The 14,155-nt window shown below is 63.5% G+C and carries 15 protein-coding genes; 5 read left to right on the top strand and 10 right to left on the bottom strand.

Features of this window, described 5'->3' with window-relative positions:
* The first annotated feature begins 177 nt into the window (after positions 1 to 177).
* Positions 178 to 1,554, top strand: a complete 1,377-nt coding sequence (locus ACX4ZE_RS04140) for a DUF349 domain-containing protein (RefSeq protein WP_480271912.1) — start codon at positions 178 to 180, stop codon at positions 1,552 to 1,554.
* Between the two features lie 71 nt (positions 1,555 to 1,625).
* Here ACX4ZE_RS04140 and ACX4ZE_RS04135 read toward each other — a convergent pair whose 3' ends face one another.
* Complete coding sequence (locus tag ACX4ZE_RS04135; protein ID WP_480271966.1) at positions 1,626 to 2,246, bottom strand: Rv2732c family membrane protein; 621 nt, start codon at positions 2,244 to 2,246, stop codon at positions 1,626 to 1,628.
* A gap of 110 nt (positions 2,247 to 2,356) precedes the next feature.
* Complete coding sequence (gene miaB, locus ACX4ZE_RS04130) at positions 2,357 to 3,910, bottom strand: tRNA (N6-isopentenyl adenosine(37)-C2)-methylthiotransferase MiaB (RefSeq protein WP_480271911.1); 1,554 nt, start codon at positions 3,908 to 3,910, stop codon at positions 2,357 to 2,359.
* A gap of 259 nt (positions 3,911 to 4,169) precedes the next feature.
* Here miaB and ACX4ZE_RS04125 point away from each other — a divergent pair, with 259 nt between their 5' ends.
* The 4 genes from ACX4ZE_RS04125 (at position 4,170) to ACX4ZE_RS04110 (ending at position 7,465) form a co-directional block, all read left to right on the top strand.
* Entirely contained in the window at positions 4,170 to 4,898 is a 729-nt protein-coding gene (locus tag ACX4ZE_RS04125; RefSeq protein WP_480271965.1) for an amino acid ABC transporter ATP-binding protein, read from the top strand.
* A gap of 51 nt (positions 4,899 to 4,949) precedes the next feature.
* The gene (locus ACX4ZE_RS04120) at positions 4,950 to 5,786 is read left to right on the top strand and encodes a glutamate ABC transporter substrate-binding protein (protein ID WP_480271910.1); all 837 of its coding nucleotides are present in this window, start codon (positions 4,950 to 4,952) and stop codon (positions 5,784 to 5,786) included.
* A 102-nt stretch (positions 5,787 to 5,888) separates the two neighbouring features.
* Positions 5,889 to 6,569, top strand: a complete 681-nt coding sequence (locus ACX4ZE_RS04115; protein WP_480271909.1) for an amino acid ABC transporter permease — start codon at positions 5,889 to 5,891, stop codon at positions 6,567 to 6,569.
* Complete coding sequence (locus ACX4ZE_RS04110; RefSeq protein ID WP_480271908.1) at positions 6,566 to 7,465, top strand: amino acid ABC transporter permease; 900 nt, start codon at positions 6,566 to 6,568, stop codon at positions 7,463 to 7,465. The genes ACX4ZE_RS04115 and ACX4ZE_RS04110 overlap by 4 nt, the downstream gene beginning before the upstream one ends.
* 34 nt (positions 7,466 to 7,499) lie before the next feature.
* On the opposite strand, the gene ACX4ZE_RS04105 is transcribed toward ACX4ZE_RS04110, so the two are convergent.
* The 8 genes from ACX4ZE_RS04105 to ACX4ZE_RS04070 form a co-directional block, all read right to left on the bottom strand.
* The gene (locus ACX4ZE_RS04105; RefSeq protein ID WP_480271907.1) at positions 7,500 to 8,024 is read right to left on the bottom strand and encodes a regulatory protein RecX; all 525 of its coding nucleotides are present in this window, start codon (positions 8,022 to 8,024) and stop codon (positions 7,500 to 7,502) included.
* Positions 8,025 to 8,367: 343 nt separating this feature from the next.
* Positions 8,368 to 9,411 carry a recombinase RecA gene (gene recA, locus ACX4ZE_RS04100; RefSeq protein WP_480271906.1) on the bottom strand — a complete coding sequence of 348 codons (1,044 nt, stop codon included), beginning with the start codon at positions 9,409 to 9,411 and terminating at the stop codon, positions 8,368 to 8,370.
* A gap of 241 nt (positions 9,412 to 9,652) precedes the next feature.
* Complete coding sequence (locus ACX4ZE_RS04095) at positions 9,653 to 10,114, bottom strand: protein kinase family protein (protein ID WP_480271905.1); 462 nt, start codon at positions 10,112 to 10,114, stop codon at positions 9,653 to 9,655.
* A gap of 156 nt (positions 10,115 to 10,270) precedes the next feature.
* On the bottom strand, positions 10,271 to 10,465 hold the full coding sequence (locus ACX4ZE_RS04090; protein ID WP_480271904.1) for a DUF3046 domain-containing protein: 195 nt from the start codon (positions 10,463 to 10,465) through the stop codon (positions 10,271 to 10,273).
* Positions 10,466 to 10,567: 102 nt separating this feature from the next.
* Entirely contained in the window at positions 10,568 to 11,725 is a 1,158-nt protein-coding gene (locus tag ACX4ZE_RS04085) for a glycosyltransferase (RefSeq protein ID WP_480271903.1), read from the bottom strand.
* Between the two features lie 120 nt (positions 11,726 to 11,845).
* The gene (locus ACX4ZE_RS04080; protein ID WP_480271971.1) at positions 11,846 to 12,121 is read right to left on the bottom strand and encodes a hypothetical protein; all 276 of its coding nucleotides are present in this window, start codon (positions 12,119 to 12,121) and stop codon (positions 11,846 to 11,848) included.
* Positions 12,122 to 12,231: 110 nt separating this feature from the next.
* Positions 12,232 to 13,404: an NADH:flavin oxidoreductase gene (locus ACX4ZE_RS04075; RefSeq protein ID WP_480271902.1), complete on the bottom strand. Its 1,173-nt coding sequence runs from the start codon at positions 13,402 to 13,404 to the stop codon at positions 12,232 to 12,234.
* The gene (locus ACX4ZE_RS04070; RefSeq protein ID WP_480271901.1) at positions 13,401 to 13,985 is read right to left on the bottom strand and encodes a TetR/AcrR family transcriptional regulator; all 585 of its coding nucleotides are present in this window, start codon (positions 13,983 to 13,985) and stop codon (positions 13,401 to 13,403) included. Before ACX4ZE_RS04070 ends, ACX4ZE_RS04075 begins: the two co-directional genes overlap by 4 nt.
* Positions 13,986 to 14,155 lie beyond the last annotated feature (170 nt).

Here is a 14,155-nt window from a genome sequence, read left to right as displayed (position 1 = left end):
AAATACTGTCGGGATTGATAATGTTCGAAGAGCTACAACCCAGGTCAGCGAGGGTTGGATCCCCGGGATTTCTCGCGGGAAGGCAAGGATCAATGGTCACAACGGCTCGAACCGGGTTGAATGGGATGAGCTAGTGCGTAGCCAGGCAGCCGTGACGCGCGGCAGGGACGAGGAGAAATGACCGACAGCAACGGAACCGCGAAAGCCGGCCCCGGCAAGATGCCGCGCACTTCCGGTGCCCCGAAACCCGGCAGCTCGATTCAACCGCCCAAGCCGCACGCGGTCAAACCCGCTCCGGGCCCGGCTCAACAACACCCGCATCCCGTCGTCGTGCCCACCGTCTCCGATCCCAGTCGGTGGGGCCGGGTCGACGAGGACGGCACCGCGTGGGTGAAGACCTCCGAGGGCGAACGCCAGGTCGGCTCCTGGCAGGCAGGCGACGCCGCTGAAGGGTTAGCGCATTTCGGTCGCCGCTTCGACGACCTGGCCACCCAGGTCGCCCTGTTGGAGGCGAGGCTGGCCGCCGGCACGGACGCACGCAAGACCAAGGCCGCGGCCGTCGCCCTGGCCGAATCGCTGCCGACCGCCGCCGTGATCGGTGATATCGATGGCCTCGCCAGGCGCCTGCGGGTCATCGCCGAGCACTCCGAAGAAGCGGCGGCGCACGCCAAAGAAGAAAAAGAGCGCGCCCGCCATGAGCACACAGAGCGTAAGGAGGCATTGGCCGCCGAGGCGGAGCTGATCGCCGCTGAGTCCACTCAGTGGAAAGCCGCAGGTGATCGGCTGCGCGAGATCCTCGAGGAGTGGAAATCCATCCGCGGGGTGGATCGCAAGGTCGACGATGCACTGTGGCGGCGCTATTCGAAGGCGCGGGAGGCGTTCAACCGCCGCCGCGGCGCACATTTCGCCGAGCTGGATCGCGAGCGGGCAGCCGCGAAAGCGCGTAAGGAAGAATTATGCGAGCGGGCCGAGGAACTGTCCGGTTCCACCGATTGGGTGGCCACTGCGGGCTTCTTCCGTGAACTCCTCGTGGAATGGAAAGCCGCTGGGCGAGCACCGCGCGAGGCCGACGAGTCGCTGTGGCGGCGCTTCAAGAGCGCGCAAGATGTCTTCTTCGCCGCACGCAACGCCGCGGTCTCCGAGCGGGACGCCGAGTTCGAGCAGAACGCGACCGCGAAGGAGGATCTTTTGAGCGCCTACGCCCATATCGATCCCTCCGCTGACCTGGAAGCGGCGCGTGGCGCGCTCCGTGAGCTCCAGGACAAGTGGGACGCCATCGGCAGAGTGCCCCGCGAACGCGTACAAGAATTGGAAGGCAGGCTGCGCGCCATCGAGAAACGGGTGCGCGAGGCCGCCGATGCGCAGTGGCGACGCACCGACCCCGAGGCAGTGGCCCGTGCCGCCCAATTCAGGGAGCGCGTGAATCAGTTCGAGGAGCAGGCCGCCAAGGCACGGGCCGCGGGCAATGCCCGCGACGCGGAGAAGGCACTGGAACAGGCCAGGCAATGGCGCGAGTGGGCCGAAGCCGCAGAAGGCGCGGTCAGCAACCGCTGATGCCGGGTGACGACCGGTAGCGGGCCTCTTCCAGACGGAAAAGACCTGCTGTCAGCTGCGCTGGGCCGGAATCAGGATTCGCCGGTGAACCGACGTCGATCGTGCTGCTCCGCAGCCGCCGCAGCGTTACGACGCTGCTCTTCGGCGGCCAGGTGCAACGCGGTACGACTCCACACCACGCGGATCCAATGAAAGGTGAGCACGATCGCCACAATGGTGCCGAGGATCAAGCCGATGCCGGGACCAGCACCCCGGTAATCGCCCAGACCAGGGGTTTGGCGATGCCAGATCGACAGGACACCGAACACGCTGGCGACGGCACTACCGGCCACAGCGATCCAGGCCAGCACCCAACGCCGGGTCATCAGAGCTAGCGCCGAGAATCCGATACCGAAGACCATGAGGAACCATACGAAGATCCGCGAAGGAAGCCCGATATGCTCTATACGAGTGACATCGGTGTTCAGCAGCACATCGAAGCCACGCGCCGCGCCCGCATGCGGCAGTGCCAGCGACACCAGCAGCAGGGATACCGCGCCCGCCACGACAATGGCGCGCATGCCCGGATCGATCTCGCTGGCGATCCTGCGCTCGACGGCATCGAGATCAGCACGGAATTGTTCGAAATCACTGGTGCTCTCGACCGAGTTCACTGAATCCTCGTTTCGTTCGTTGTCTGTGCCGAAACTCATGGAGTCCCCCGCCGAGGTTCCCGCGGACATAGCCTGCTCGTCGGCACGGGGCACGGAGTCGGCTTTTCCCGCGCCGCGGGTCGCGTCGCTGTCGTCATCCGGGTCGGTATTCATACGTCGCATCCGGTCGAACAGCCCGCAGCCACCGGTTCCGAGGCGGGCGCACCGATACCGGGCAACCCGAGCCCCACACCGATCGGCGCGGTCGTCGGCGTGATGCCCCGCTCATGGGCGTCACCGGCGCTGGTACGGCGGTGGGTTCCGACCCCGGCGTCGGCAATAAGGTAATGCGGGGCCGCGCCGGTGATATTCACCGTGACCAGATCGCCGGGACGGATCGGCTCGATGTCACCACCAGGACGGAAATGCACCAGTCTGCCGTCACGAGCACGGCCGCTCATCCTGGCGGTCGTGACGTTCTTCTTACCCGCGCCTTCGGCCACGAGCAGTTCCACCTCACTACCGATCAGCTCCTGGTTGGCAGACAGGCAGATCTCCTCCTGCAGCGCGATCAATCGATCGTACCGATCCTGTACCACGGCCTTTGGCAGCTGTCCGGGCATATCAGCGGCGGGAGTACCGGGTCGCTTGGAATACTGAAAAGTGAAAGCGCTGGTGAAGCGCACCCGGCGGACCACGTCCAAGGTTTCCTGGAAGTCTTCCTCGGTCTCACCGGGAAAGCCCACGATGATGTCGGTGGTGATCGCCGCGTGCGGCATCGCGGCGCGCACCTTGTCGATGATCCCGAGATAGCGGACCTTACGGTAGGAGCGGCGCATTGCCTTGAGTACCCGGTCCGACCCGGACTGCAGCGGCATGTGCAGCTGCGGGCAGATATTCGGAGTCGCCGCCATTGCCTCGATCACGTCGTCGGTGAATTCGGCAGGGTGCGGTGAAGTGAAGCGAACCCGCTCCAAACCATCGATACTGCCGCACGCGCGCAACAACTTGGCGAACGCGCCACGGTCGCGAGGTTGGTCCGGGTCGACGAACGAAGCACCGTAGGAATTCACGTTCTGGCCGAGCAACGTCACTTCGAGCACCCCCTGTTCGACCAGCGCTCGGACCTCGGCCAGCACGTCGCCGGGGCGGCGGTCGACCTCCTTGCCGCGCAACGAGGGGACGATACAGAAAGTGCATGTGTTGTTGCAGCCGACCGAAATGGACACCCATCCCGCGTAGGCGGACTCGCGCCGAGCAGGCAGAGTGGACGGGAACGCCTCCAGCGACTCCTGGATCTCCACTTGGGCTGCCTGATTGTGCCGAGCCCGCTCCAACAGCGTCGGCAGCGAACCGAGGTTGTGCGTGCCGAAAACCACATCCACCCACGGTGCCTTGCGCACCACGGTATCGCGGTCCTTCTGCGCCAGGCAGCCACCGACGGCGATCTGCATACCAGGAGTGCTCGCCTTGATCGGGGCCAGATGGCCGAGCGTGCCGTAGAGCTTGTTGTCAGCGTTCTCGCGCACAGCGCAGGTGTTGAACACAATGAGGTCGGCCATCGCGCCTGGCGCGGCCTTCACATATCCCGCGTCCTCCAGCAGACCCGATAGACGTTCGGAATCGTGCACGTTCATCTGGCAACCGAAGGTGCGGACCTCGTAACTGCGTGCTGCGCCCTTGGCGGGCGCGGGAGTCAACACTGCCTGTCCGATCGAATCCACTCGTTCAGGGTACGGGGCCGCATCCGGCGGGCGTCGCGGGTATCGACGCAGGCTCTGAGCAGTCTATTAACGCCCCGAAACCGCGAACAAAAGTTTACACTCATGCGTCAAATCGGCGAGTCGAGTCGGCGTGTCGCGAAAACTAGGGCAAATCCCAGTTTTTTGCCTAAGGTCGATGACCATGACCGACGACGAAGAGCCCGATACAACCGCGGACGCTTCCACCGCAGACGTCGGCGCAGCTACCAGCGTGCCGCCGATGATCTCGATGCGTAATGTACATAAATACTTCGGCGACCTGCATGTACTCGAGGACATCACCCTGGAGGTCCCCCGAGGACAGGTCGTCATTGTTCTGGGTCCCTCGGGTTCCGGTAAATCTACTCTGTGCCGCACCATCAACCGGCTGGAGCCGATCGACTCCGGCGATATCGCCGTCGATGGTGTCCCACTTCCCGCCGAAGGTCGAGCGCTGGCCGCACTGCGCGCCGATGTCGGGATGGTGTTCCAGTCGTTCAACCTGTTCGCGCACAAGACGATCGTGGAGAACGTCATGCTCGCACCGATGAAGGTGCGCAGGACCAAGAAAGACGCGGCGCATACCCGTGCCATAGAATTGCTCGACCGAGTCGGCATCGCCAATCAGGCCGACAAATACCCGGCCCAGCTCTCAGGCGGGCAACAACAGCGCGTCGCGATCGCTCGCGCGCTGGCGATGAGCCCGAAAGTGATGCTGTTCGACGAGCCGACCTCCGCGCTGGACCCGGAGATGGTCAACGAGGTACTCGAGGTCATGGTGTCGCTGGCCAAGGACGGGATGACCATGTTGGTTGTCACGCATGAGATGGGATTCGCCCGCCGCGCCGGAGACCGAGTGCTCTTCATGGCAGACGGCCAAGTGGTAGAAGACGCGCCGCCGGATATCTTCTTCACTGCCCCGAAATCCGAGCGCGCCAAGGATTTCTTGGGCAAGATTTTGAGCCACTGACCTACCGGCCCCAGCTGTGAGTTCACCACCGATAGGAAGAGAAGAAAACTGATGAGGATCAACCGTGCCCTGCGATTCCGAGTCGGGGCGATCGCCCTGGCCCTCACCACCGCCATAGTCACCGGGTGCGGTAGTGGTGATAATAAATCCGCGCTGGAGCACGCCAAGGAAGGCCGGCTCACCATCGGCGTCAAGTTCGACCAGCCTGGTTTGGCCCTGCGCAACAAAGACGGCTCCCTCAGTGGCTTCGATATCGATGTGGCCGAATACATCGCGGGCAAGCTCGGCGTCGAGCCGGGGAACATCACCTGGAAGGAAGCTCCTTCCGGCCAGCGCGAGACGCTGATCGAAAACGGTCAGGTCGACTACATCGTCGCGACGTACTCGATCACTGACCAACGCAAGGAGCGGGTCGATTTCGCGGGTCCATACTATGTCGCAGGACAATCGCTGCTGGTACGAGCCGACAACACCACTATCAACGGCCCGGAGGATCTGAAGGGCAAGAAAGTCTGCTCGGTGAAGGGCTCCACGCCCGCGCAGAATATCGAGAAGAACTTCCCCGACGCCCAGTTGCAGACCAATGACACCTACTCGCTCTGTCTCGAGGGTCTGCGCGCGGGGGCGTGGGATGCGGTGACCACCGACGACATCATCCTGGCGGGCTACGCCGCGCAGAGCAACGGCGCCTTCAAAGTAGTCGGGAAACCGTTCACCACGGAGAACTATGGCGTCGGGCTGAAGAAGGGCGACCAGGAACTCCGCAACAAGATCAACGACGCGATCGAAGAGATGATCACCGACGGCTCCTGGAACAAGGCCTTCGAATCGACGGTCGGCCTCTCGGGATACCACGCCCCACAACCGCCGACCGTGGATCGGTACTGAATTCGCATCGTCTTCGACACGGGCGGCCCGGCTCCGACCGGGCCGGGCCGCCCGTAATGCTTTCCCTGACCATCGAAACCCGATCGGAGGGACACGTCCACCGTGTTCGACCTGTTTTCGAGGTATGACACCGAAATCCTCGAAGCCTTCTGGGTAACCATCGAACTGACCGTGCTGTCGGCTATCGGCGCGTTGATCCTGGGCACTGTGGTAGCCACACTGCGCGTATCCCCTGTGCCGATCGCACGCTTGGCCGCTACCGCCTATGTCACAATCTTTCGCAATACTCCGCTCACACTGATCATCGTATTCATGTCGCTGGGCCTCTACACCACAATGGGTTGGCGACTCGCAGGCGAAGGCCCGAATTCTGTGGCACAGAACAACTTCCGCTTCGCGGTCGTCGGCCTGAGCATCTACACCGCCGCGTTCGTCTGTGAATCACTGCGCGCGGGCATCAACACCGTGCCGATAGGCCAGTCCGAAGCGGGCCGCTCGCTCGGATTCGGCTTCCTGCAGAACCTGCGATTGGTCGTATTACCACAAGCTTTTCGCTCGGTCATCGCGCCTTTGGGCAGTGTGCTGATCGCGCTGACCAAGAATTCGACTATCGCCTCGGCCATCGGTGTCGCCGAAGCGGCGACCCTGATGGCGAAAATGACCGAGACCGAGGCCGCGATTCTGGCGATCGGCACGATCTTCGCGCTCGGATTCGTGCTCCTGACCCTGCCTACCGGCTTGTTCTTCGGCTGGTTGGCCAAGCGATATGAGGTGGTCCGATGAGCACGGGTGCTTCGGTTCTGTTCGACGCACCGGGCCCGAAGGCACGGTGGCGCAACAATATCTACTCGATCCTGGTCGTAATCGCCGTGGTCACGGCAGCGTGGACGCTCTATCGCGGTTTCGCTGACAAGGGGCAGTTCACCGCCGAAAAATGGAAGCCGTTCCTGGATACCGAAGTCTGGTCGACCTACCTGCTCCCCGGACTTCGGGGCACGATTGTCGCCGCGCTGCTGTCGATCGTGTTCGCGCTGATCCTCGGCATGATCTTCGGCGTCTTACGGCTGTCGGATCATCGGATCGTGCGCTGGACGGCAGGCACGATCGTCGAGGTCGCACGCGCGATCCCCGTGCTGATCCTGATGATCTTCCTGTTCGCGGTGTTCTCCGACTACAACCTGTTCAGGTCCGAAGACCTCGCACTCGCCGCAGTGGTCACCGCGCTGACCATCTACAATGGCTCTGTCATCGCGGAAATCGTGCGGGCAGGTATCCGATCGCTCCCTAAAGGGCAGACCGAGGCGGCCGTCGCACTCGGTATGCGCAAGGGACAGTTGATGCGGCTGATCCTGCTACCACAGGCCATTACGGCAATGTTGCCCGCGTTGATCTCACAGATGGTGGTCGCGCTCAAGGATTCGGCACTGGGCTACCAGATCACCTATGTGGAAATCGTGCGCTCAGGACAGCAACTCGGTGCGGCCCAGCAGAACACCGTCCCGTCACTGATCGTCATCGCTATCCTTATGATCGCCCTCAACAGCACGCTGACCTTGGTGGCGACCAAGCTGGAGCAACGGCTACGGACACGCAAGCGCGGTAAGAAGGGAGGCACCGTCGTCGCAGCGGACTCCGTCATCACCGATAGCGCGCCCGGTGTCGATATCGCCAAGCCGTGAGTGTCGACCCAGCCGGAGTTCGTCGCGGCATGGTTCAGTCGATGGGGTCGACAGGCTCGCCGGATACACCGTAATCGGCCAAGGCGGCACCGACCACTCGGTAGATCATGTGCTGGTCATAGCCGCGGCGGGCGAGCATACCGGCAAGGCGACGAAAAGCCCTGTCCCGGTTGAGATCCCGGGGTAGGGAGCGCAGCTTACGGCCGATCAGCTCAGTGGCGCGGGATTCCTCTTCGGCATCGGTGAGAGCGGCCAGGGCGGGCGCGGCATCCGACTGCGCGACGCCTTTATGCCGGAGTTCCCGAGCAAGCGCCTGCCTGCCCTTGCCGGAGAGCCGGTGGTGGGAGTGCACCCATTGCTCCGCGAAAGCGGCGTCGTCCACGAGACCCACTTCGGCCAAACGATCGAGGGCCTGCGCGCTCACCTCAGGTGCGTACCCTTTGGCGGTCAGACGTTGGACCAGCTCGGCGCGGCTGTGCGCACGAACGCTGAGCAGGCGAAGACACACCTGCTTCGCCTGCTCGACCGTTCCGCCATCGACCCGCTCCGCACCACCCACAGCCCCAGCATCTGGAGCTGTCGATCGGGCCGCAAGCCGTTCGAAACCTGGCGATAGCGCGTTCGGGCGCTTACTCGTGCCACGGCTGGGACGGGGCTCGGCCGAACGCACTCGCTGCGGATCGGGCGCGTTCGGCCGAGCTCCCAGGATGTCCGGCGCAACCGAGTCACTTTCGTCGCTCCGGACCAGCTCAATTCTCTGTTCACCGGTCTTGTTCCTGGGCGACCGACCAGAGGTGGGCAGGATTTCTTCCAACCGAAGCCGCATTTCCTGCACAGGGTCGGACCGCGACCCTCCGAACCTGGCCGGACCTGGTTCGGGCGACTGCCTGTTGTTCATCGGCTCAGAAATCAGCGGGGACCTCGCCGCTGCCATCGGCCGTCACATCGGCCCCGATGCCGAGCTTCTCCTTGATCTTCTTCTCGATCTCGTCACGGACGTCGACATTCTCCAACAAGGACCTACGGGCGTTCTCTTTGCCTTGACCGAGCTGATCACCCTCGTAGGTGTACCAGGAGCCGGACTTACGGATGAAGCCGTGTTCGACACCCATGTCGATGAGCGAGCCCTCTTTGGAGATGCCGTGTCCGTAGAGGATGTCGAATTCCGCTTGTTTGAACGGCGGCGAAACCTTGTTCTTCACGACCTTCACGCGGGTGCGATTGCCCACAGCGTCGCTACCATCCTTGAGCGTCTCGATGCGGCGCACGTCCAGACGTACCGAGGCATAGAACTTCAAGGCCTTGCCGCCGGTAGTGGTCTCCGGCGAGCCGAACATCACACCGATCTTCTCGCGCAGCTGGTTGATGAAGATCGCGGTGGTTCCAGAGTTGTTCAGCGCGCTGGTCATCTTACGCAGGGCTTGGCTCATCAGGCGGGCCTGCAAACCGACGTGACTGTCACCCATCTCGCCCTCGATCTCGGCCCGAGGCACCAGCGCTGCCACCGAGTCGATGACGATGATGTCGATGGCGCCGGAGCGCACAAGCATGTCGGCGATCTCCAGTGCCTGCTCACCGGTATCAGGCTGGGAAACCAACAACGCATCGGTATCGACGCCCAGCTTGCGGGCATAATCCGGGTCGAGGGCGTGCTCGGCGTCGATGAACGCCGCCACTCCTCCCGCGGCTTGCGCGTTGGCTACGGCGTGCAGTGCGACAGTGGTCTTACCCGAGGATTCCGGACCGTAGATCTCGACAATGCGGCCGCGTGGCAGACCACCGATCCCCAACGCCACGTCGAGCGCGATCGAACCGGTGGGGATCACCGAAACGGGCTGGCGCACCTCCTCGCCGAGGCGCATGACAGCACCCTTACCGAAGCTCTTCTCCACCTGGGCCAGCGCGAGTTCGAGCGCCTTGTCCCGGTCGTACGCCTGTGGTGCCATGTCCTGATCCCCTCTTCGACGGTTAAGCCTCATGCTGTGGTTGGCGCCTACAGTAGAGCGGGGCACCGACAAGTTCTGAAGACCAGACTAGACGAACAGGTGTTCGAGTCAAGCGACACGCTATGCGCAAAGGATATGAGTCGCGACAGGCTCACAGCTCAGCACAATACGCCGAGCAGCCGGTAGTCCTCCAGGCGAGCCTCATCTGGTTCGGAACCCCCATGAACAGCGAAAAGGGCAGCTATCCGGCTTTGCCGAAGTGACCGCGCACATCGTGCACAGCCGACGCCAGATCGCGGTAGGGTCGGCTGCCCGAACCCATCGGCACCGAGGACAATCTCCCCTCCAGAACACTCCGTAGGGTGAAATCACCGTGCGCTACCAACAGATTCTTCTGTTTCGGGCATTGCGCCGGTAAGCGCGCGAGGACCTCCGCCGGGGACGGCCCTCGGTCGATACCGTCGAAATCAGCCAGATCCACAAGGCATTCGATTACTCGGCGCCGCGCGCGTGTCAAGGCCATATCGAGGCGCGCGGTGATCGGAATACTGCGCAGCCTCTCAGTATCGAACCTATGACGGTACCCGCCGAGCTGGGCTGCCGCGTGCCGGAGCCCGCGCACACAACTGGACTGCCCGTGACCGCGAGCATCAGCTGCGCGATCGAGATGATCCAGCACCTCATCGTAGCGTTCCAGCCGCATCAACTCTATGTCTATGCCGGTCGGTTGGAACCCGCGAAATCGACCGGTGTGCGGGCGCCGACCTGGCAGTCAGCCGCTGCGGATCGTGCGGAATGATCCGCACGCGCTCGCCGAACCCGGACAACGACCCGTCCTGGACGACTCGCTCGGGGACTCTCACCAGCGCACCTTGGGCACATCGAACTCCGCGCACAAGGCGCGCCATACCTCTCGGGGATCGGTTCCCGCAGCTATAGCGTCGGAACCGGTGCGCCCACCCAATGCCGGAATTACATGGTCGGCCAGCAACGCATCACCCCGGACCACACCGAACTCGGTGTGCAACAGTTCATGAAACTCGGTCAACCGCACCGTGCCGAATGTACTCCCCTGCCACGCATCCCGAAGTCAGTGGCACACCGTGAAGTAGGCTGCTGAGCAAGGCCGCAACCGATAGCACTCACCCACCACTGATCAGGGATGAGCGGGCTGGAGAAGTCGATGGCAGATGGCGACAGGGTCCGGCAAGTCGGTCGGGCTCGCGGCCACTCGGGCAGCCTCGGTATAGCCGGGGTCAGCGAGGATCCGCAGGACGGCGGCGCGCAGAGCGGCAGGCGACGAGGGCCGCACAAGGATCGAGCTACCTTGGCGAGCAGCGCGGTTGGCCAGTTCCCATTGGTCGCCTCCACCGGGGACTGTGACGATGGGAACGCCTGCGGACAAAGTTTTGGCGAGCAGGCCGTGACCACCGCCACCCACCACGACAGAGGCGTGGGTAAGCAGTTCGTCCTGGCGACCCAGCCCTGCCGTCGCCCAGGGCGGGAGATCCGTGGGCGGGGTGGCCAACGTCGAGATCGCCACGCGAAGACCGGTAGCCTCCAGGGCTTCCAGGACGGTCTCGGCCATGCCCGCCACACCGATGTGCGCGGTCGAGGGAGCGACCACGACCAACGGTCCATCTCCGGGCGGAAGTTCCAGGATCTCTTCGGTCGGCTCCCATAGCAGCGGGCCGATGACATGGGCGGATTCCGGCCAATCCGGGCGCGGCACCTCGAGCGCAGGCAAGGTGGCGATCAGGCGGGCGGCAGGACCTGGATCAGTGGCCGGGAGACCGATGCTTGCACGTGCCCGCTCCCGCTGATGGCGACCGTGCCGAATGGCGCGGGCGGTCATAGCGCGCAACACACTGTCACGTAACACCCCCCGCAATCCCTCTCCTGGAGCGAGTCCGCTTCCGACGGGCGGTAACGCTTTCGACGGCAAGTACAGCGGATGAGGGGACAACTCCACCCACGGCACGCCCAGCCGCTCCGCGGCCATCCCGCCGCCTGCGGTCAATACATCGGAAACCACCAGCTCGGGCAACATGGCACTCAAGTCGGGCAGGATCTCGGTAGAAATGTGCGCAGCCCGCTCGTGGATGCGCCTGCCCGCGTCGGTGTCATCGTCCGCAGGCCGCGGCGCCAGCCCCTTGAGCCTGCGTACCCCGATTCCAGCCGCGAGTGCGGCGTCGAACCAGTGCGGTCCGGTGAACAGCACCGGCTCGTCACCGGCCGCCAGGAATCTCAAGCACAACGCGATAGCAGGAAAGGCATGCCCAGGATCGGGACCTGCGACGACAGCGACTCGCACTCGTTCAGCCTGCCATACCGGCGGCGCGGCAGATCGCTCCCCCGCCGCGACGCGGCTGATGCCCGGTGCGCGCCGACGGCCATACGGTACTACCGTCGGTCGGCACAGTCCGCTCCTCCGCTACAGTTTGCTCACCGTCGAGTCGCCCGAGCCCGACACCGCCTTGTACAGCAGATAAAGCCCGAACACGATCGCGCTGATGACCAGGATCGGGAAAAGCCCTTTGAGCAGTGCGCCGATGACGGCCAGCGCGATCCAGACGACCGCGACGATGCCGATGATCTTCCACAACATTGATGCCTCCCTCGGGTCCACGTGTGCTCTCCCGAGCATGACATCCGAACCGGTACGAATCAGCAAGCACACCGCGATATCCGGGTGAAGATCAGGGTTCACCCCGATCTCCCCGGCACAGACACTCGGCACCGCACCTGCGGTACGACACTCCGGTCATCGGACCTGGCGCTCGTCCGGATCGATGTAGAGACTCACCACATCGGCTCGGCTCACCGTTCGGGCCGGAATACACACCGGGTCTTGGTGTAAATGCTGGGCATGCATTCATTGCAGTGGGTGCAAGCTGATCGCGTCCCTGGATCGGACCGAATCCGGTGCAGTAGATTCGGCTCACGTAGCAGCGCCCGGCCCATAGCCACAAAATCGAAACCCTCCGCCATCGCCAGCCGCATGGTATCCAGATCGGTCACGCCACCCAGCAGGATCAGTGGCATCGACAACTCACGGCGGAACTGACGCGCCCGCTCGAGCAGATATGCCTCCCGATAAGGGTACTGTTTCAGAAAAACACGGCCCACGATCCGGAAACCCCACCGGGCCGGGACAGGAAGGACTTTCGCGAACGCTCGCCGCGGCGGGTCGCCGTGAAACAACAGCATCGGGTTCAGCAGCGAACTGCCTGCGGTCAGTTCGAGAGCGTGGCAGGCGCCGTCCGCCTCCAGCCACGCGGCCACCTGCAACGACTCCGGCACCGTCAACCCGCCTGGTACACCGTCTTCAGTATTCAGCTTTGCCGTGACCGCAAGTCGATCGCCCACGGCTTCTCGGACAGCGCAGGCGATTTCCCGGGCCAGCCGCGCACGCTTGGCAGGCGAACCACCATAGCTGTCTGTGCGCCTGTTCAACCGTGGACTCAGAAACGCACTCACCAAATAGTTGTGACCGAAATGAATTTCGATTGCGTCGAACCCGGATTGCTCAGCCAGCCGCGCTGCATTGGCATGCGCGGCGATGATCTGTCGGAGTCCGATCTCATCAGGGACTTTCGTGAAGCGCATGCCCAGCGGACTGAATATCCGGCTCGGCGCCAGCGCGGCGGCGCCATTAGAGGCCGCATTGGCCACAGGGCCTGCGTGGCCGATCTGCGCACAGACCGCTGCTCCTTCGGCATGCACGGCATCGGTCAGCTTCCGGAGTCCCGGTACGGCCTCCGGTCGCATCCAGATCTGATGCCGGTCGGTTCGCCCACCAGACGTGACCGCGCAATAGGCGACCGTCGTCATCGCGACCCCACCCGCCGCCTGTTCCCGATGAAATGCGATCAGATCATCAGTGACCAACGCATCAGGTGTACGGCCCTCGAAAGTCGCAGCCTTGATCACTCTGTTGCGCAGCGTGATCGGCCCCAGTTCGGCTGGGGCGAATACCTCTGGCGGGTTCATGATCTGCCTTCCGCCGGGGCGGTCAGTCCAGCCACCACGAAACCCCGAAGCGCGTCAACCGCTTGGTCGGTCATATCTCGCTCCTCAGCTGCCACCGCGCCGAACCGCATGATGATCAGATCGAAGGCCAGCATCCACCGGCGCAGGCCGTCTTGCTCACCGATCTCTGGCAATAGACCGCTCCACGAATCGAGCCGGAACCATCGCTGGGTCCACACCATCCGATGCCTGCCAAGCACCAACGAGGCCAACAACCGCAGGTGTAGGCGGCCGACCGGGTCGGCAGCCAGGTCGACAAAAGGTTCGATCACCGCGTCGACCACCGCGGACACCGAACCGTGCGCAGTGGTCACCTCAATGAGCCGCTCCGCCCACAGTGGACCGAGTCGATCCTCGAGTAACGCTACGACCAGGGCTTGCTTCGATCCGAAATGGTAATGCACCGCTGCTGGATTCACCCCCGCCGCCGCACAGATCCCCCGTATGGACACCTCGTCGTAGGGCTCGGTCAGCAGTAACCGTTCAGCCGCGGCCAGCAAACGCGCACGGGTGCCCGCCGACGCGGCGACACTCTTTCCCATACAGAAAGTGAAACACATACCAAATAACGTTTCAATCATTGATTGACAGCGCAGGTGCGGCCATATCGCTCACCAAAGTTCTCTTGATCAATCGCTGCCACACCACCGAACGGGTGACGAACGATCCGGTGATGCTCATCCAATGGTGGCGCTACCGGTCTCGACCCGTA

It is taken from the genome of Nocardia sp. TBRC8007 (genome assembly GCF_056629435.1).
Note: the sequence above shows the minus strand (reverse complement) of the source record. Positions and strands in the feature narration are given on the sequence as shown.

What these genes read in the sequence shown, in the direction of transcription:
- ACX4ZE_RS04140 (WP_480271912.1), top strand. Translation starts at nt 178, where the DNA reads ATGACCGACAGCAACGGAACCGCGAAAGCCGGCCCCGGCAAGATGCCG.
- ACX4ZE_RS04135 (WP_480271966.1), bottom strand. Translation starts at nt 2,246, where the DNA reads ATGAGTTTCGGCACAGACAACGAACGAAACGAGGATTCAGTGAACTCG.
- ACX4ZE_RS04070 (WP_480271901.1), bottom strand. Translation starts at nt 13,985, where the DNA reads ATGGGAAAGAGTGTCGCCGCGTCGGCGGGCACCCGTGCGCGTTTGCTG.
- ACX4ZE_RS04120 (WP_480271910.1), top strand. Translation starts at nt 4,950, where the DNA reads ATGAGGATCAACCGTGCCCTGCGATTCCGAGTCGGGGCGATCGCCCTG.
- ACX4ZE_RS04095 (WP_480271905.1), bottom strand. Translation starts at nt 10,114, where the DNA reads ATGCGGCTGGAACGCTACGATGAGGTGCTGGATCATCTCGATCGCGCA.
- ACX4ZE_RS04125 (WP_480271965.1), top strand. Translation starts at nt 4,170, where the DNA reads ATGATCTCGATGCGTAATGTACATAAATACTTCGGCGACCTGCATGTA.
- ACX4ZE_RS04075 (WP_480271902.1), bottom strand. Translation starts at nt 13,404, where the DNA reads ATGAACCCGCCAGAGGTATTCGCCCCAGCCGAACTGGGGCCGATCACG.
- recA (WP_480271906.1), bottom strand. Translation starts at nt 9,411, where the DNA reads ATGGCACCACAGGCGTACGACCGGGACAAGGCGCTCGAACTCGCGCTG.
- ACX4ZE_RS04110 (WP_480271908.1), top strand. Translation starts at nt 6,566, where the DNA reads ATGAGCACGGGTGCTTCGGTTCTGTTCGACGCACCGGGCCCGAAGGCA.